Raw genomic sequence first — 17,707 nt, 5'->3', positions numbered from 1 at the left:
GGCAAACGGCGGGCGAGACTGAATTCAGACCCTCCCGCCGCATATTCCGCATGAATCATTCATGCCTTATATTTTATAGCATTCCCATTTCAAAGTAAAACGATTTTAGTTCGCTTCCGGCTTCACCGGACCGATCACATAGACCGTCTTGCCTTTTTTGCGACCGAAGTTAATGGCATGCTTCACACTGTCATAATATACGTCAATCTTATTACCTTTGATAGCTCCGCCCGTATCTTCAGCACGACGGAAACCGAGACCTTCAATGTATACCCACCAGCCGATTGGAATGACTTTCGGATCCACCGCAATGGTGCGACCTTCTGTTACCCGAGTACCGGAGGCTGTTTTGGTGCCAATGCCAGGCTCTTCTGAAGAGTATGCTGTCATAGACACATTTTTGAGAACTTTAGAATATTTAAAAGAAGTACCTGAAACGGTAATGACTTTGCTGCCCGAGGCAGAGGGTTTATCCGAGTTCGATGATGCCGTTTTTGTTGCTGTTTTTGTCTTCGAAGTGCTAGCCGATACTGTTTGGATCTCAGGCTCCTTCACGACAGGTGCAGGTTTAGCTTTGGTTCCGACAGCGATGACTTTATCTACACGATTCGTCGCAACCGACTTACCAACCATCTTTTTGGAGACTAATTCTCCATCTTGGAACACTTTCTCAATGTGTTGTACGAGTGTACCTTCTTTACCACTTACGATGACGCGGTTATCACCTTTGTACAAGCTTGGGTCAGCCGTTTTGATGACTTTGAATGCGATGGGCTGTTCCACATCAACTGTACGCTTTGTTACACGCACTACACGGATTTTCATATCCTCTTTGATTGAACTTCCGAGTGCAGGGTAAACTTTATCATTACTTGCAATTTCAATACCTGACTTTTGAATGACCTCTTCTACCGAAGCATCGGTTGTATACAGAGTCTTGGTGTCTCCGTCTGCCGTAATATTTACTGGAATGGCCCGCTCAATAACGATGCGGTCTCCATCTGCAATCGCCCCATTTAAGGGCATGGATACCTGATCGTGAGGGCTGACTGTGATTGACTGCTCCTCTAACAATTCTTGAAGCATTCCTGTACGAGTCTCTACTGCCTGAGCTTTGCCATCGATAACCAGCGAAATTTGTTTTCCGGCCTGACCATATACGACTAACAAGATCATGATTGTAAGCGCAATTGAGAATATCGCGATCAATGCCATTTGACGCATGTTCTCATGCTTCCACCGTAACGCGAAAGACTTACTGGATGATCGTGACTCATGGGTCTCTTCTGTTTGGAATGTGCCCACTTCTCCGTCCTCCTTCATAGCCTCGCCGTCTAGAGTAATGCATGATGTCTTTGACGCGACTATACCTGATTTTCTACAGAACAAGGATTAGATCAACCTAGCCGGTTCTGCACCATGAATCAATCTTCGCAACATGATGTCATCCTCCTGAATACTTACCGTATGATGACAGTATTTCTTTTATTCAAAAACAAAAAAAGCCAAAGAAAGAGTGTAAGAGGACTCTTTCGTGGCTTCCGAATGATTTTGAATATCGGAAATTCATGCACGAGGTTGCCTCTCTTTTTCCGCTTGCGAGGTTAGCTGTCGGGTTCGGGCGAAAGAGAGCCGCCCTATCTCCGGTCACCCGCTCATGGCGGATGCCCTTGAATTCACCCCGAGACCCAAAGAAGAAATCAAATAGTGCTTCGCAGATCATTCCGCTGCTTTTGGGTCAGCGAACGATGCGCACCGGCTATATTCACCGATGTTTAAGCCCTATTGGTTCCCCCGCTCTCCGATAACGGAGACTCAGCGAGATCGATTCATGAAAGTAATGTTGTTCATCGGAAAGTGTCCCTTTGTTCATCCCCCGAACATCTGTCCAATTTTCCGCACAACAATTCACTGAAAAGATGATATCCTGTTTCGATGCATGTTGTAAAGCGTTGTTCAAGTACGTTTTTCTAAATATTTGGTTAAAATATTGTAATATTCTTGATTTATTTGGATCAAAAAGCAAATTACCTCCGCATAGCTCACTTTTTCATCCCATTTGCTCTAGTTTTTAACGAATACCAAATCGTTCCATGGCATTTTTGGTGGTTATTGCGGCAATTTCCTCTAGCGAAATGCCTTTAATTTCCGCAGCTGCTTCTGCAACCAGACGTACATGCGCTGTCTCATTTCGTTTACCGCGAAATGGATGTGGAGTCAAATAAGGAGCATCGGTTTCAAGGAAGAATCGATCCATCGGAACCTTCTCCAGTACCTCTTTGGGTTGCTTCGCATTTTTGAACGTAATCGGCCCCCCGAACGAGAGGTGAAACCCGAGATCTAGACATTGTTTCGCTGTTTCCCAGCTACCTGAGAAGGAGTGCATTACTCCGCCAACGTCCCCAGCCTTTTCTTCCCGCAAAATTTTCACGATGTCCTCATGCGCATCCCGATTATGAATGACGATGGGCATGTTCAACTCACGAGCTAGTCCAATCTGTTGTCGTAATACACGCTGTTGCACATCCTTTGGTGATGTATCCCAATGATAATCTAAACCAATTTCGCCAATCGCAACGACTTTTTCATGCTTGCATAAAGATGCAATCCATTCCAAGTCACCCTCTTGCATCGTAATCGCGTCCACGGGATGCCACCCAACAGCTGCGTAAATAAAGTCATATGTCTCGGCTAATTTCATAGTGGATGGGATCGTTTCTCGGTTAAAACCGACATTAATCATACGGCTAATTCCTGCATCAACAGCTCTTTGAATCATAGCTTCACGATCCTCGTCGAATTGGGGCGCATCTAGATGGGTATGGGTGTCGAATAACATCATGTTTCGTTCTCCCTTTCTGTCGAATCAGAATAAATAGGCTGTCTATTCACGCTTATGCAATGTGCAACCATATCTGATTAATTTTATTTGAAAAAAGTAAATTTTTAGGGTGGATAAAATTAGCCTATACAGGTTTTTTCAATCCATTTGACCCTAACTAACTACAATATGTGGGATGAATCGCTCACAACATACTCTATATGTAGATCTGTTTAGGGATATATAATTTTATAAAAAAACCTAAGATTACAAAATTATGTCGATCTACATATCCTCTCCATTAAAGCAGATTACTGTATCATGAGAACATCTCAGGTTAGAAATGCTTTTTAGCATAGCTACTTTGGCATAAAGCCGCACCACCCAATCATGAGAAGTAGGGGCGCAAATGAGATGGCAGCTCATGAAGAATGGTATCAACCTTATTCTGCGGATAGTATAAATGATGCTTTCCACGATGAATGCCACTGATTGAACGGACAATATCGGAAACCTCTGACAACTCATGCAGCTGGTCCTGCCGATCTAGCAACAAGATCTGCTTATCCGTCGATTCATTCGGACGAAACACATCATACGGAAGATCGGTCGGAAAATCAATTTCAAGATCATACTCAGGATTTAATCCTGCCTTGGCGAAAGCTTCACGCATCTCTTCAATCGTCTCTACATCGATCTGTTCAACCTCTACATACTTATATAGTCTGCGATCCATAAATCGTTCGCACAACTCACTTAGAACAGCATCGTCTTCTTTGCGCCATTGCATGAATGCCGTTTGGATCAATGCCTCATCCAGTTGCAGATACTCATGAACAGCAAGTTCGCCTTCAAACAACTGCGGCAGAGGATCTAACATGAAACGGAAATTAAATCCCTGCTGCACCAGCGTTTTAGCTCGTTTGAAAATTTGACGCAATATAATCTCAGAACTGCGGGTAACTGGATGGAAGTAGATCTGCCAATACATCTGGTACCTTGACATCAAGTAATCCTCAACAGCATGCATACCCGACTCTTTGACCACAATTCGTCCGTGGTATGGACGGAGCATACGCAAAATCCGATCAAGGTCAATCGTACCATAGTTAACACCTGTGAAATATGCATCGCGGAGTAAGTAATCCATGCGATCAGCATCAAGCGGGCTTGTAACCAAATTGACCACAATAGGTTTTTCGTACGTTTTTTGTATCACCGATGCTATTTTCTCTGGAAAGTCTGGCGCATACCGTCTTAAGATAGCCCCTACCTCGGTATCGCCCATAATGATGCGGCAAGTCCAATCTTCATGATTCATATCAAAAGCTTCTTCAATTGAGTGAGAGAACGGGCCATGGCCCAAATCATGCAGTAAGGCAGCACAGAGAGCCACAATCTTCTCCTCTTTCGGCCAATCCGAATAATGACTTCTTTCAAATTGTGAAATAATTTTACGTGTAATCTCGTACACACCTAGCGAATGTGAAAAACGGCTGTGTTCTGCTCCATGAAATGTTAGATAAGATGTGCCTAGTTGGCGAATACGACGCAGGCGTTGAAATTCGGGGGTATTGATCAACTGCCAAATAATCGGGTCTTGCACATGGATATAATTATGTACGGGATCTTTGAATACCTTTTCCTCCGTTAAGCGCTGTTCCATAATTGTCACTCCTTTTGATTTATTTTAATTTGTTTTGTCGTTTCTGCCCCGAAATCCATCATCGATTCGACACTGTTTGTCGAATACTGTCGAAGACAGGGGTTATAATGTTTTCCAAATCGACAAAGCTGACATTCGTGTTTAAATGTGAAAAATAGCTTCCAATCCCTTACCCATCTTAATTTTATCAAAAACAGCCTTAATTTTAAGCTAATTTTAAGGTTGACTGTTTTGGGAATCGTTGGTATGATGGGTATCATAAAACATAAAATAATGTCGAATAATGACAATGATAAGTAGCTGAGAGGAGCACTGATTATAATGATGAAATCAACAGGTATTGTAAGAAAAGTCGACGAACTGGGACGGGTAGTTATTCCAATCGAATTGCGCCGTACGTTGGGTATTGGCGAAAAGGATGCTCTTGAGATCTATGTTGATGGTGAGCGCATCATGTTGAAAAAATACGAGCCAGCTTGTATCTTCTGTGGTAATGCTGAGAACGTAACTTACTTCAAAGGTAAAATCGTTTGTAACGAATGTATTTCCGAGATCCCTGCACCTGTGACAAAATAAGAAAAATCAGGTATAATGGACTTATTCAATAGTTATTTCTAACCTTTTTATATTCCTTACTTGCCTTCCCGGTGTGAACCCCACCGTTGGAAGGTCTTTTTTTGTTCCTTTACCCAAAAAAAGCCTACTTGTCTTGCCACTGAGGCGAATGCGAAGTAAGCGGTGGATCCGATATGACAATATAAAGAGGTATAATGTTAATGCTATATACATATTTAATTATTTTCCACCGCATCTTCATTTTAATATTTCTTTAAGTTTCCAATTAAGGTTGCTTTAAGGTTTAGTTTTGTCAGTCTGTACATAGATTGGGTTGAATTTATAATAAAGCGTTATACACGTCTCTCTTCGTTAACCCTCGATCTGTTGCCGTTTTCTTCATCGCATCCTTACGACCTAGACCCTCGGACTCATAATGGGCTACATGCTCTTCCAACGAAAGCAGTTGCCACCATGCTTCACGTTCTGCTTTTCGTTCATGCTCCTTGATTCCATCGACCAGAAGACAGTACTCTCCGAGCGGTGGATGCTCTTCAAGCCATTCGATACATTCTCGAATGCTACCTCTTGCAAACTCCTCATGGCGCTTAGTCAATTCTCGAGCCAAAACTACCGGACGATCGCCTAAGATCTCTTCCAAATGAGATAGTGTTTTACGAATGCGATGAGGTGACTCATAAAACAACAAAGTGCCGTTTGATTCGTCAAAAGCCTCCAACACTTTTCGCATATCCTTTTTCTCTCGTGGCAGAAAACCACCAAAGGTGAATCGTTCTGTCGGTAATCCCGATACGATCAAAGCAGACAATGCTGCATTCGGTCCTGGGATCGGAATAACACGAATTCCAGCTTCAATGGCGAGCTGCACAAGGTCAGAACCTGGGTCAGAAATAGCCGGTAAACCTGCATCACTGACGAGTGCCAAATTTTTTCCTTCTATTATATAGCGTATTAGTTCAGGTCCACTTGCGGCCTTATTATGCTCATGGTAACTAAACAGCATGGAAGGTGTAATATCAAAATGGGTTAAGAGCTTTCTCGTCTGTCTAGTATCCTCGGCCGCGATGATATCACACTGCTTCAACGTATTGATGGCTCTGAAGGTCATATCATCCAAGTTACCAATTGGGGTTCCAACCAAATATAAATTTCCTGAGCCTTCCGATAAATCTACATAGCTTTTCTGAACTTTCAATGTCATCTATAGCCCTCCTTCCACGGGGTGTGGTTTGTGCTGTGAGCCATAGTAGATATCCATAATCTCCTCACAGTAGGTTCCCTCTTCATTGTACACAATGAGTGGTGGAAGCATCCGTACTTCTGGCTTTCCATCCTTAGAAGCTTCTATTAATACCATATTTGCTTCCAGATGTGAACGAGGGTGAACCATTCGAATCCGCTTGGGTTCCAGTTTGTATTCCCGCATGAGAGAAATGATCTCGGCAATACGCTGAGGACGATGAACCATCGAAACTTTTCCGCCATTGCGAAGCAGTCTACTACATGCTTGAATTACTTCTTCTAATGTACATCCGACCTCGTGGCGTGCCATAGCCTGATGGGTATTCATCTTCAGATCACTACCATTCAGTGGCATGTATGGTGGATTAACCGTTATTGCATCGTAAGCTGCATGTCCGGTCACTTTGACAAGCTCGCGCAAATCCCCTTCACGAATGGTGATCGACTCGCCCAGTCCATTGAGCTGCACACTACGTCTTGCCATATCTGCTAATCGTGGCTGAATCTCAATCGCCTCCAAATTAGCCTGTGTGCGTGTCGTTAACAAAATCGGAACGACCCCGTTACCTGTACATAGATCAAGCACCCGACCACGTTTAGGTACAGAGGCAAACCTCGCTAATAACACAGCATCCATGGAAAAGCTAAACACTTCGTCACTTTGAATAATCTTCAGATCGTGAGAGAGCAAGTCATCAATCCGCTCTGACTCATGTAACATTACTGAATTTTCTGTCATATGATGCACTCATCCTCCGGTAAGCTATGCTTCGTTACATTCTTTAACCTCAAAATGCTTTAACCTTAAAAAAAACCGTAGGGTATCTTCCCTACGGTCACTTCATTTATTAAGAAAAGACAGGCAGAACAGACAATCGCCTTCCGTCCGTAAATGTCCATAATAGACATTGCAGATATGGAAGCCTTCGTGATACAACCGAGCTAAGTTATCATACCCTTCACCTACAACATCTTCTCCGGTAGCCGGCCCTGCGGGCCTTGCGATCGGAGCTAGTGCAGAAGCAGCAGGCAGATCAGCTGGAGCTTCACGCTTAAGCAGTTTACGTAACTGCTCATTCTCAATCGTAAGCCGCTGATTATCCTCAAGCAGCTCTTTGACAATCATTTTTAACTCACCTAAATCACTGTGCAACTGACCCAATTGAGTTTCCATTTCATGAATGTGCGTAAACAGATTTTTCTTTTCCAAGTTTCCACCCCGAAGCAACCTTTATGGTTTACTTGATAACGACGTCATCCAGCGGAAGTTCTTTGACTTTACTGATGTCGAACAGTTGAACATGGACTGTGCGATTACCGGCGTTGATCCCAACAACTTTTCCTTCACCCATTGAGGTGACGACCAACTTGCCTACAGCCGGAAGTTCTTCTCTCACACTTTCATAGTTATCATGCTCAAACTTCAGACAGCACATGAGTCTTCCGCACAACCCGGAAATTTTCGTCGGATTCAGTGACAGGCTCTGATCTTTAGCCATCTTAATTGATACCGGCTCAAAGTCTCCCAGCCAGGAAGAACAACATAATACACGGCCGCAAGGTCCGATTCCTCCAAGCATTTTCGCCTCATCTCGAACTCCAATCTGACGAAGCTCAATCCGCGTTCGAAAAATGCTTGCTAGATCCTTGACCAGCTCTCGGAAATCAACTCTTCCTTCAGCTGTAAAATAAAAAATAATTTTATTGCGATCAAACGTAAATTCCACATCGACCAGCTTCATTTTGAGAGCATGGTCTTTGATTTTATTTAAACAAGTACCGAATGCTTCTTTGGCTGCACGCTTGTTCTCGTCTACCACACGAGCATCTGTCTCACCTGCTACGCGGATGACTTTCTTCAGCGGCAATACCACATCGGACTCGCCTACTTCCTTCTTACCAACTACAACCTTACCGTACTCTACCCCCCGCGCTGTCTCCACGATAACGCAGTTTTCTTTCTCAATGGGAAGGTCCAGGGGATCGAAGTAATAAATTTTGCCCGCTTTTTTGAAACGGACACCCACTACACTATACAAAAAATTAACCCCCTTGTAAGCCAATCCCACTTCGTCTGAAGCCCTATCTTCTTAAGGAACCCCCCGAAGTTATAACCGTTTGCATATGATTGGAACAAACCTGTCCTCTCCCAGTCTTATGCCAAACCGATCAAAAATTGCTCCAGACAAAGCTGGCCATTGACATTGAAACGCAATTTTTTTCTACATGCCGCGGCCGAATCCATATAGGAGACCCACTGATCTGTACTCCGGGTTCTGGCCAATTGAGACAGCATGTCCAACTGATCTATAAAAACGATATGTTCATGCCTACCGTACTGAATATAGAGCATATCTCTAAACCATAAATGGAATAGACTAAGCATCATATCCAGATGTTCTGAGAGTCCGGTTTTGAAAAGCTTCTGCTGTGCAGAGATCAACGATGTACTTCCTCTACCCAGGGACTCCTTCCCTAATTGTAACATTACGTTTCTAATTTCTGCAAACCAATTCTGCTGGAGAATTTCTCTACATGCTTCCAAACCTGACGCTAAATGGACTGCAGAACGAGCTAGATTAGCTGGGTGTCCTTCCGAAATCAATATTTGAAGCATTTCTTCCGGATTGAGCGCGTTAAATGGAACGAGTTGCGCACGTGAACGAATGGTTGGTAGCATTGCCTGCCCGTTATCGGTAATCAGGATACCTACTGCAGGTACCTGAGGCTCTTCCAGAAACTTCAGCAAACTATTAGCCGCTTGAACCGTCATTTTTTCAGCCTGCTCTATAATGTACACTTTAGGATGTCCAGCCTCTGAACGATAAGAGAAAATGCGCTGTAAATCCCGAATTTGATCAATTTTGATGTTGTTTCCATCTGGAGCAAGCATAGTTAGATCAGGATGATTGCCATGCTCTACCTTTCGACATTCTAAACATTGACCGCAGGCATCGTCCTCTAGCTCTGTACAGAATATCGCCTTGGCAAACGTAATCGCTGTCTGCAATTGCCCGCTGCCAGATGGCCCGCTGAACAAATATGCATGGCTGACCGCCTCACGCCTTAAGCTGCTCTGTAACATCTGCTTCGCTGCCTGCTGACCCATAATTTGTTGAAAAGACATACTTCCTCCTCAGAAGCTTAAATTAATAAGCATTCCCCGAATTTCACCGACTTGTTGAAGCAGTGTAATTTTTCCATCCTCAGTCTCAAGCAGCTCATCTGCCATTATTAACAGGGCTGCATCGACTTCATCAATCAATTTATACCGTTTACCCCGTCCTCTGCGATCCCATCCCCGAGTTTCTTTCATAGAGACACCGCGACGAACCGTTTCCTCTAAAAACCGCTTTACGAGCTGCTTATAAGCTTTGAGTTCGCGGATCGTCATGGATCGAGACAAGCGGTCACCCTGCATTTGAATCTCACTTAATCTACGGTTCAATTCAGCCTGTGACGCTCGTTCACCCTGGTGATTCATCATATCAGAGAAGTTTTTGGATTGAACCGGCTTAGAGCTAGAATCAGAAGAACTGATACCGCTCTGCATTGGCCGGAACCCAGGATTGATTTTCATGGATACGCCCGCTTTCTATTATAATACGTGTTATCAAAATACGTCCTCTGTAGGGCAATCGCCCATCAGCACAGTGCGCATTGCGCCTGTGCGTGAAATTAGCCTTTATTATGAGCTGTATAAACCTCTATATATAATGGTAGAGAAAATTCACCATCATGTGCAATTTATTCATTTCTAGAATAGTCAGCCTTCGTCCAAGAAGAGCCGTCCTATATAGTTGAGGTTGTTCAAAAAGCTTTTGAACATGCACTATTATGGATTATTTTTCTTGGACAAAGAATGTCGATTGTTGATCTTAAGAAAGACGTAACTTTTCTCTATTATGCCTTGAGGCATGATTCATCCAAGGCGTATTAGAGATTACGCTTAATTCCTCTTAAAAGTGCTCAAAACGATCAACTGGCAGAACAAACACGGTTGCTCCCCCGACTTGAACTTCAACAGGTAGCGGCAGGTAAGAGTCGGTTGTTCCACTCATTGGCGTAACTGGCGTTACGAGCTGTTCACGAACCTTACAACTGCTGCGAATGACGTTCATTACGGATTCGACCTGACCATCATCGACACCGATCATAAACGTCGTGTTGCCTGCCTTCAAAAACCCACCGGTACTGGCCAGCTTCGTAGCTCTATAATTCGCTTTGACCAGGGCGCTGGATAATCGGTTGCTGTCTTTATCCTGTATAATCGCAACAATTAGTTTCATCCTGCATAACCTCCTTCAATAATAAGCACTTCATAAATGCCATGTTTATATATTAGACAATTACTCGTCAAAATCCTTCAAAATCCCTGCCTTAAGCGACAAAATCATTGAAGCAGCAACCTCATCTGGCTTGCGGGAAGCATCAATAATTTGAATCCGATCTGGGAATTGTTCCTTTAGAAGAAAATAACCCTCACGTACTTTTCGATGAAACTCTAAACTTTCCAAGTCTAGACGGTTTACTTCACGTCCATTATGAGCATTGATCCGGGCAAGCCCTTCTTCAGGTTCAATATCCAGATACAGCGTCACATCTGGCATTAGGTCACCGATCGCAAACTTATTAATAGACCACACGGATTCCATGCCAAGTCCACGAGCATATCCTTGGTAAGCCAGACTGCTGTCAACAAACCGGTCACAGACTACCATCTTACCTGCCTTCAGTGCTGGCTCCACTTTCTCTGCCAGATGCTGACTACGAGCAGCCGCATAGAGCAGTGCTTCGGTTCGTGAATCCATTGACGTATGAAGAGGGTCAAGGATGATGGAACGTATTTTCTCAGCAATCTCAATCCCACCAGGCTCACGAGTAACTAGCAATGGTATACCCTGTTCTTCCAAGTAAGAACCTAACCTGCTGATCATCGTTGTTTTTCCGGAACCCTCTCCCCCTTCCAGCGTAATGAATTTACCTCTGCCCTGCATATGCTTCCCTGCTTTCTATATCGATTATTGCGTCTAAATGTGTGATCGTGAGTACTGTGTAATGAATATGCTCTGTGTAAGTTCAGCTACATAACTTCTACGACTGATCTCTGATAATAAAAACTCATCCAGATTGCCGTTAGTTAAATTCACATAGCTGAATTTATCATGTCTTACACTGGGCTACATACTCCAGACTATGAAGTAGCCTGCTTGAAGGTGTATGACCATGCACCCAGAAGCCTCACTGTCTACTTTTGTACAAGCTTCTATTTATATTACTATACATGATCAATGGCTGATGGTCAGCAATTCCCTTATAATCATGTTCAAAAAGGACGGTTTTCAGTACCGAGAAGATGGGATGAAGCTAGAAATGGAGTAGCGGAGCGTAGACCAAACTACGTGAGCAACTCATTGTTTGCGAAGAAAACAAACTTCGTAACTATCCACTTATTTTGGCTGAATCCCATACTCGACGCTGAGATGCCTCTAATACAGCACCCATACCCAGAGCGGAAGCATCATTGATCCAATAATCGCACTCATAATCATCGAAACAGAGCTTAATGCCACAGCATTCTCCCCATACTCGAAAGATCTAGCCATTCCCAGTGCATGAGATGCTGAACCTAGACCAACCCCATAGGCATGGCTGCTCTTTATTTTTGCCCACCTTAGCAGCATGGGACCCAGTAATATACCGGAGAAACCCGCGATCATCACAAACAGTGAAGTAAAAGAGGCATTTCCTCCAACCTGATCAGCAAGCTGAATAGCAACAGGTGTAGTTACCGATTTGGGCAAAATGGCGATGACCATCTCTTTCGGGTATCCTAGCACAATTGCCACCGATGCACCTGTAAACATGCCTGTAACGCTACCTATAATGGTGCCACCTATAACGGGAAGGATATTCTTTTTTAACACATGGATATGTTTGGATAAGAGAAACGCCAAGGAAACAACAGCAGGGCCGAGCAGTTCCTGAATCCATTGCCCCCCAAGCATGTACGTATCTAACGGGATATCTGTGATAACCAAAATTAGAACAATGACAGCCGTTGTCGTTAGAACAGGCATAACAATAGGCCATTTGAATCGGCGATACATATATGTCGCTCCCACATACATCACAACCGTCAATATAATCATTCCTAATCCAAGGAGGATTGATGACACGAGAGTTCCTCCTTCTGTTGATGCTTCTCCCTCCAAGCCATAATCCAATGACTGGTTAAGGCAGATAACAGACAAGTAATTAGTGTACTTACAATTAGGCCAAGGACAAGTAAGATGGTATTGGCTCGGAAGAAATCGAAATGATTAATAATACCGACAGTTGGTGGCACAAATAACAATTGCAGATTGGACTGAAGCCAAGACGAGCCTTCTTCACCCCAGCTTATTTTGATCCAGCCTAGTTGAATAACAATGAACAATACTAACATCCCTATGATGCTACCCGTAAGCGGTAGATTCAGTATGGTTTGAATCATGTTTCCTATCCAATAGAAGCCATACATATATATGACTTGTAGGACTATTCCTGTATATTTTTTTAGCGGAATACCCAACGATGTACCTTCTTTCTCTCTATTGAAAATAAATAACTCTCTCTATTGGTTCTTCATTACCTTCATCGTTTGCAGAGAAGCATCGGTTACGCCATGGAACTTAGCTCCCTCATCCCGCAGAAGCTGTATACGTGCAAGTATTGTGGGGCTTATACGCTCCCCAGGATATATGAGAGGAATACCTGGAGGGTATGGAATAACCATCTCTGCAGAATAGCGCCCAGCACATTCATTAATAGGTACTTCTATTGTGTGCTCTTCTCTAATGGGCTGGAGTGAAAATGGGATCGGCTCTGAGTAGGTTACCTTTTCTTGAAAATTGTTCCACGTGGAAATGTAATGCTTCTCTTCTCTCATATGTTCCCCTGATTCCTCAGGAGAAAGTATACGTCTCTCAGTAGGAGCCAAGCTGATGTCCTGCAAAGCCTGTAACACCTGCTGGGCATCCTCCTCTGTAGAGCCCAAACTGAAGAGCAAGACGACGTATCGTTCGTCGCTCATCTCGGGTATGCAGCCGCGCGCTTCAAGCTGCTGCTGCAAGCCATAACCGCTCAGTATTCCTAATCCGTCATAAATGACGGCCTTGAATGGATCCTGAGCGGTGTATCCTGCGGCGGCGTGGCCCAGCTCTGCCGCCGATTGTCCGTGCATCTGCTCTGGCTGTGCAGCAGATGCACGGAAGGTTTGGTCAGCCGGTTCCACCTCGGCTGACAGCTCTTGCTGCTGCAGCGCCGCAGGCTGCAGCAATCGAAAGCGCGGCAGCTCCGCGAGGCCGCGCTTGAAGGTGCTCACGGCGGCGAGCCCCGCCGTGAAAGTCTGCGCGCCCTGCACATGCAGGAGCCGGCGCGCAAGATCGAGCGAAGCCATCACCGGGTATGATGGGCTTGAGCTCTGCACCATGGCCAGTCGCTGACGCAGCAGGGAACGGTTAATCCGTGTTCCCTGAACATGCAGCATGGCTCCCATGGTGAAGGCAGACAGCATCTTATGCGTAGACTGCACTACACCGTCCGCTCCGCAGGACAGTGCAGATGCAGGCAGCTCCGGATGCTGCCCATAATGCGCGCCATGCGCTTCATCCACGAGCAACGGCATACCGGCCTCGTGGCAAATACGGGCTATAGGCGTTAGATCAGCGCCCATCCCATAATAGTTAGGCAAAGTGACAAGTAGTCCCTTTGCTTCGGGATATACCTGGACAGCTGCTTGCACCGTCTGAACAGACGGCATAACGGCAAGTCCAGACGTAGGATCAACCCAAGGCTCTAGGAATACAGCCTTGGCACCGGCGAGCATCAGCCCATGAATAACGGACTTGTGTACATTACGTTGTACCAGTACGATACTTTCCGGCTCATCACACACGGTTAAGAGTAACGATAGATTGCCAGCCGTGCTCCCCCCGACCAAAAAGAAACTTTCCTCAGCACCATAACAATCCGCTGCCAACTGCTGCGCCTCCAAAATAACTCCCTCAGGATGATGCAAATCATCCGTACCCGAGATTTCTGTCACATCCATACGCATCATCTCTAGGAATGCTCTCGTGGGTACAATATTGAATTGGGGCTGCCCCTCCTGATCCTTCTCTTCCCATAGAGTAGTATCTTGTAAAGGCACCTGTCTATCACCGGTACTTACATGCTCTCCCTCTACTATATGTAGTTGTGATTGCTCTAAGGGCTCTCTCCCTAAATGACTCTTATTAAGCTTTGCAACTTTATCATCAGAATGTGCGTTTTCTTCCTTTTGCAATACAGCTCGATATACTTGTCCATTTTTGTGTCCGGGTACATGAAATGATCGTTGTCCAGAGTCCCGATACGCAAGTAATGCTTCATAAAGCGGTGCACGATGTGATTTCAATTTCATATCTTAACCTTCCCATACGCTCAGTATTTTAATAAATCTAGTGCTAATCCATCTTTCTTTTAAGATTAAAAATAACACTGACTCCATAACTCTTCCTATATGATCTACGAAGCTCTCCACCAATGATCCTCTATCCGTTGAACTCAATTGATTTCTTAACTCAATCTCCATTTTAGCATATCCCTTTTTACCGCACTCATGAGATGATTTCCCCTCTTTCTCACTCATACCCTTGAATACACAGAAAAAAGACCCTCCCGGGGTCTCGATCATACCTACACCTATATATTGTTTTGTTTTCTTTAAGCGTTCTTTTGCACCCATATTTGCTTCATCTGATGGACAAAATAATTGTACTTCGCATCCTGCGCATCGGTATGAACCATCTCAGCTTCACAAGTATCACATATAAATTCGGATACAATAAAAATGCCGTCTCGTTTACGTTGCTCGCATATGATACATGTGTGTTCGGTGTGTTCTTCCATCAACCATCCCACCTTGTTTTACGTTTACTATCAGTATTGCACAGTTTCTATTATTTTAAACCTTTTCATAGTGCATTTCTTTTACAAAATATATATATTCACTTCCCCCCTCTTGGGTGTCTGTACCTATAATAAACATCACCATCATTTTAAAAAGCGTCTATTCATGCATGTTCTACGATCTTAGGGCTGGATTAGGCAGTCTACGTGCTTATGTTTTAAACGTTAAATATCACCTTTTAGGATGCGCTCCAAAACTAATATTCTATTACCTTAAAAAATCTTGTATTTTCAGCCGATATATAATACATCACCATTGGAAACTGACAGTCTGTCTCATCGGGAGTATAATTGATTCTAGACTCAATAAGGTTAAACATCTTGTACATCATCCCACCATGACTTACAAGGTTCATATAAGCATAAGGATTCACACCACAACTAGATTGAAGCATCTTTGCACATTAACGTGATCCCTGAAGGAGGATTTGTCCACGTATGGTCGCTGAACCGGAGAATAAAGCTACATTCTATCAATACCGGCTTCTGAAAAAAAAGGTCATCGCTCGTAGTGTCATCTACAGCTATCTCTGCTTGCCTATTATCATGCTTTTCTTTAACTTACTCGCATTCTCCTGGATGGGTCTGTTATCTTTTGTACTAGCAGGCCCCATTACAATTTGGATTCACTATGTCATCGCCAGGACGATACTCCTTCTAGTGCGTAGCTCTTATACCAAACGCTGGCGCTGGAGCCTCCGTATGCCTTGGCTTGGGTATATTCCTGACCAGCATTTCAGCTACCGTATGTTTGTTCGCGTACATCTTAATATTTGCTGGATTGGCCTATGCATCATCACAGTATGTCTGATCTGGTCACCGCTATCCTTTACGTTTGCGTTAATATTCTGGCATACCTGGCTGCTTGTACCTCGCTTATATGTAATTCTGTTTCTTTCCAGAGAACGCAAAGATGGTCTGATTAAATTGACTAATCAAGATGTCTCTTATTATCTTCAATAATGAATCCGGTCTCATGCAGATTGAGATCAATTTTAAGTACTACATATTGTTTTCACTATTGTCGCTTATCTACTACCCTAATTTAAAATTGAATCACTCCATATTCAAGATAAGTAATCGACCAACATAAAAAAGGTTATCCACTGTGGATAACCTTTTTTCCTTTCGCTTAAATACTCCTTTATCCACACGTTGGGTACAAGCCATCAGAGTTATCCCCACCAATTAGTTTAGATAATGTCCCGTATCTTCCTGCCTCTATAGCTCACTCTCCCCTCAACCTAAGGTGACTGCTACTGCCAGTAACAAACCGGAGGAAGATAGAGATGACGTCAAATCTTATGCCCCTTATGCCTGGGCTTCACACAGATCCCAACCGTATCTTATACAGCTTCTGCACCTTGCCTTCTCTGTTTCTCTCTATGCCCTTCATATCGGGAATATGATTACCTTAATGCTTCTGTCTTCGCCCTACTCCATCTGCGCTTATTTCCCTTTTAGCTACCTTAGTCTTGAGAAAATTGTTAAACGTCATTGGGCTTACTTGTCCAATCTTAAGGTTCTTTAATATTAAACTCTCAAGTGTATCCTCTCGCATTAAATAAAGTCCACTACTTCCAAACAAAAAAGCACTCGTCAATGTAACGAGCGCTTTTATATATAGGCTTGATTTCATCAATCTAAACTACTTCATGATCATGCACGGACATCGCTAGTCCTCGTCATCCAATGATTTCACAGTCGTTTGGGCTGTATCATTCTTTGGAACCATTAGCGTAAAGAATCCATCATGCACAGCTAACTGTACGATATGTCCCTCTTTAGCAAATACACGTAGGGAGCTTGAGGTATTGGAATTACGCTTAGCTTGCTCCTCTGTCCAGCCCCAATTTTTGATTTCGTTTAGATATACTTCAGGCAAGCTTGTGCTTTCACTGATACCAGACAATGTATATCGTACATAATCCATATCCGAATTACCTTCAGATTGGTCAGATTTATTGGCTACCTTGGGAACGGGGAATCCTTTCTCATTAACCGCTCCTTCATAAGAAGTCCATGCGACTCCTGTTTCACCGCAAGCGGTTAGTATAACCAACATGCAGATCATTAGAAATGAACATAGTCCGAGTCTTCGCCGACTTAACACACACACCCTCCTTTTCACAGCTGCACATTCCAGCTCTGTGTTGAGGTACTTTTAGCATAATTAACATAGTCCTATTATACTGGTTTTGAGCTTTCTTTCCGTAACAAAACTGTTACCTTCTTTTCGTTAGAAAATGTCAAAACGATATCATATTTTCAGAAAAGAGCAATAAACAAATAAAAACCACCACCGAATAACATCGGCAGTGGTTCTTTGCTTGGCGGCGTCCTACTCTCCCAGGACCCTGCGGTCCAAGTACCATCGGCGCTAGAGGGCTTAACGGTCGTGTTCGGGA

At 43.8% G+C, this 17,707-nt stretch carries 19 protein-coding genes, 1 rRNA gene and 1 riboswitch; of the genes, 2 read left to right on the top strand and 18 right to left on the bottom strand.

The genetic code is table 11. The features are described 5' to 3' along the window. Window positions 1–105: 105 nt before the first annotated feature. The 3 genes from MH215_RS27040 to MH215_RS27030 form a co-directional block, all read right to left on the bottom strand. Entirely contained in the window at window positions 106–1,305 is a 1,200-nt protein-coding gene (locus MH215_RS27040; RefSeq protein WP_056697393.1) for a 3D domain-containing protein, read from the bottom strand. A gap of 272 nt (window positions 1,306–1,577) precedes the next feature. Next, window positions 1,578–1,831: riboswitch (cyclic di-AMP (ydaO/yuaA leader) on the bottom strand. 240 nt (window positions 1,832–2,071) lie between these two features. Further along, a complete protein-coding gene (locus MH215_RS27035) occupies window positions 2,072–2,842 on the bottom strand; it encodes a TatD family hydrolase (RefSeq protein ID WP_200956163.1) in 771 nt (256 codons plus the stop codon). Between the two features lie 367 nt (window positions 2,843–3,209). Then, the gene (locus MH215_RS27030) at window positions 3,210–4,487 is read right to left on the bottom strand and encodes an HD domain-containing protein (protein ID WP_239294059.1); all 1,278 of its coding nucleotides are present in this window, start codon (window positions 4,485–4,487) and stop codon (window positions 3,210–3,212) included. Between the two features lie 321 nt (window positions 4,488–4,808). On the opposite strand from MH215_RS27030, the gene MH215_RS27025 reads away from it, so the two are divergent. Beyond that, window positions 4,809–5,063, top strand: a complete 255-nt coding sequence (locus MH215_RS27025) for an AbrB/MazE/SpoVT family DNA-binding domain-containing protein (RefSeq protein WP_024633700.1) — start codon at window positions 4,809–4,811, stop codon at window positions 5,061–5,063. Between the two features lie 319 nt (window positions 5,064–5,382). Here the strand turns inward: MH215_RS27025 and rsmI are convergent, their stop codons facing one another. The 13 genes from rsmI to MH215_RS26960 form a co-directional block, all read right to left on the bottom strand. After that, complete coding sequence (gene rsmI, locus MH215_RS27020; protein WP_239294058.1) at window positions 5,383–6,264, bottom strand: 16S rRNA (cytidine(1402)-2'-O)-methyltransferase; 882 nt, start codon at window positions 6,262–6,264, stop codon at window positions 5,383–5,385. Further along, window positions 6,265–7,044 carry a tRNA1(Val) (adenine(37)-N6)-methyltransferase gene (locus MH215_RS27015; RefSeq protein ID WP_239294057.1) on the bottom strand — a complete coding sequence of 260 codons (780 nt, stop codon included), beginning with the start codon at window positions 7,042–7,044 and terminating at the stop codon, window positions 6,265–6,267. Window positions 7,045–7,146: 102 nt separating this feature from the next. After that, a complete protein-coding gene (gene yabA / locus MH215_RS27010) occupies window positions 7,147–7,515 on the bottom strand; it encodes a DNA replication initiation control protein YabA (protein ID WP_056697385.1) in 369 nt (122 codons plus the stop codon). A 28-nt stretch (window positions 7,516–7,543) separates the two neighbouring features. After that, window positions 7,544–8,344 (bottom strand): PSP1 domain-containing protein, encoded by an 801-nt coding sequence (locus MH215_RS27005; protein WP_239294056.1) that lies wholly within the window; start codon window positions 8,342–8,344, stop codon window positions 7,544–7,546. A 116-nt stretch (window positions 8,345–8,460) separates the two neighbouring features. Further along, window positions 8,461–9,432, bottom strand: a complete 972-nt coding sequence (holB, locus tag MH215_RS27000; protein WP_145053163.1) for a DNA polymerase III subunit delta' — start codon at window positions 9,430–9,432, stop codon at window positions 8,461–8,463. A 9-nt stretch (window positions 9,433–9,441) separates the two neighbouring features. Further along, the gene (locus MH215_RS26995) at window positions 9,442–9,885 is read right to left on the bottom strand and encodes a YaaR family protein (protein ID WP_239294055.1); all 444 of its coding nucleotides are present in this window, start codon (window positions 9,883–9,885) and stop codon (window positions 9,442–9,444) included. A gap of 379 nt (window positions 9,886–10,264) precedes the next feature. Continuing rightward, complete coding sequence (locus MH215_RS26990; protein ID WP_056697375.1) at window positions 10,265–10,594, bottom strand: cyclic-di-AMP receptor; 330 nt, start codon at window positions 10,592–10,594, stop codon at window positions 10,265–10,267. A gap of 60 nt (window positions 10,595–10,654) precedes the next feature. Then, window positions 10,655–11,302, bottom strand: a complete 648-nt coding sequence (gene tmk / locus MH215_RS26985) for a dTMP kinase (protein ID WP_239294054.1) — start codon at window positions 11,300–11,302, stop codon at window positions 10,655–10,657. Window positions 11,303–11,794: 492 nt separating this feature from the next. Further along, window positions 11,795–12,484, bottom strand: coding sequence for an LrgB family protein (locus MH215_RS26980; RefSeq protein ID WP_239294053.1), 690 nt, complete (start codon window positions 12,482–12,484; stop codon window positions 11,795–11,797). Next, window positions 12,460–12,801 carry a CidA/LrgA family protein gene (locus MH215_RS26975; RefSeq protein WP_239294052.1) on the bottom strand — a complete coding sequence of 114 codons (342 nt, stop codon included), beginning with the start codon at window positions 12,799–12,801 and terminating at the stop codon, window positions 12,460–12,462. The genes MH215_RS26980 and MH215_RS26975 overlap by 25 nt, the downstream gene beginning before the upstream one ends. Before the next feature lie 120 nt (window positions 12,802–12,921). Beyond that, complete coding sequence (locus tag MH215_RS26970; RefSeq protein ID WP_239294051.1) at window positions 12,922–14,751, bottom strand: aminotransferase class I/II-fold pyridoxal phosphate-dependent enzyme; 1,830 nt, start codon at window positions 14,749–14,751, stop codon at window positions 12,922–12,924. A gap of 3 nt (window positions 14,752–14,754) precedes the next feature. Then, window positions 14,755–15,075, bottom strand: a complete 321-nt coding sequence (locus MH215_RS26965) for a hypothetical protein (RefSeq protein WP_239294050.1) — start codon at window positions 15,073–15,075, stop codon at window positions 14,755–14,757. After that, the gene (locus MH215_RS26960) at window positions 15,054–15,239 is read right to left on the bottom strand and encodes a sigma factor G inhibitor Gin (RefSeq protein WP_056697365.1); all 186 of its coding nucleotides are present in this window, start codon (window positions 15,237–15,239) and stop codon (window positions 15,054–15,056) included. Before MH215_RS26960 ends, MH215_RS26965 begins: the two co-directional genes overlap by 22 nt. A gap of 498 nt (window positions 15,240–15,737) precedes the next feature. Between MH215_RS26960 and MH215_RS26955 the strand changes: the two genes are divergently transcribed. Continuing rightward, window positions 15,738–16,262, top strand: a complete 525-nt coding sequence (locus MH215_RS26955) for a hypothetical protein (protein WP_239294049.1) — start codon at window positions 15,738–15,740, stop codon at window positions 16,260–16,262. 712 nt (window positions 16,263–16,974) lie between these two features. On the opposite strand, the gene MH215_RS26950 is transcribed toward MH215_RS26955, so the two are convergent. Together MH215_RS26950 and rrf are read right to left on the bottom strand one after the other, a co-directional pair. Continuing rightward, on the bottom strand, window positions 16,975–17,412 hold the full coding sequence (locus tag MH215_RS26950) for a hypothetical protein (RefSeq protein ID WP_239294048.1): 438 nt from the start codon (window positions 17,410–17,412) through the stop codon (window positions 16,975–16,977). Between the two features lie 215 nt (window positions 17,413–17,627). Beyond that, window positions 17,628–17,707, bottom strand: a 5S ribosomal RNA gene (rrf, locus tag MH215_RS29370); the annotation flags it as partial.

Origin of the sequence: Paenibacillus sp. ACRSA, from assembly GCF_022346845.1 — a bacterium.
Lineage (GTDB): Bacteria > Bacillota > Bacilli > Paenibacillales > Paenibacillaceae > Paenibacillus.
This window is presented reverse-complemented; position numbering and strand designations above follow the sequence as displayed.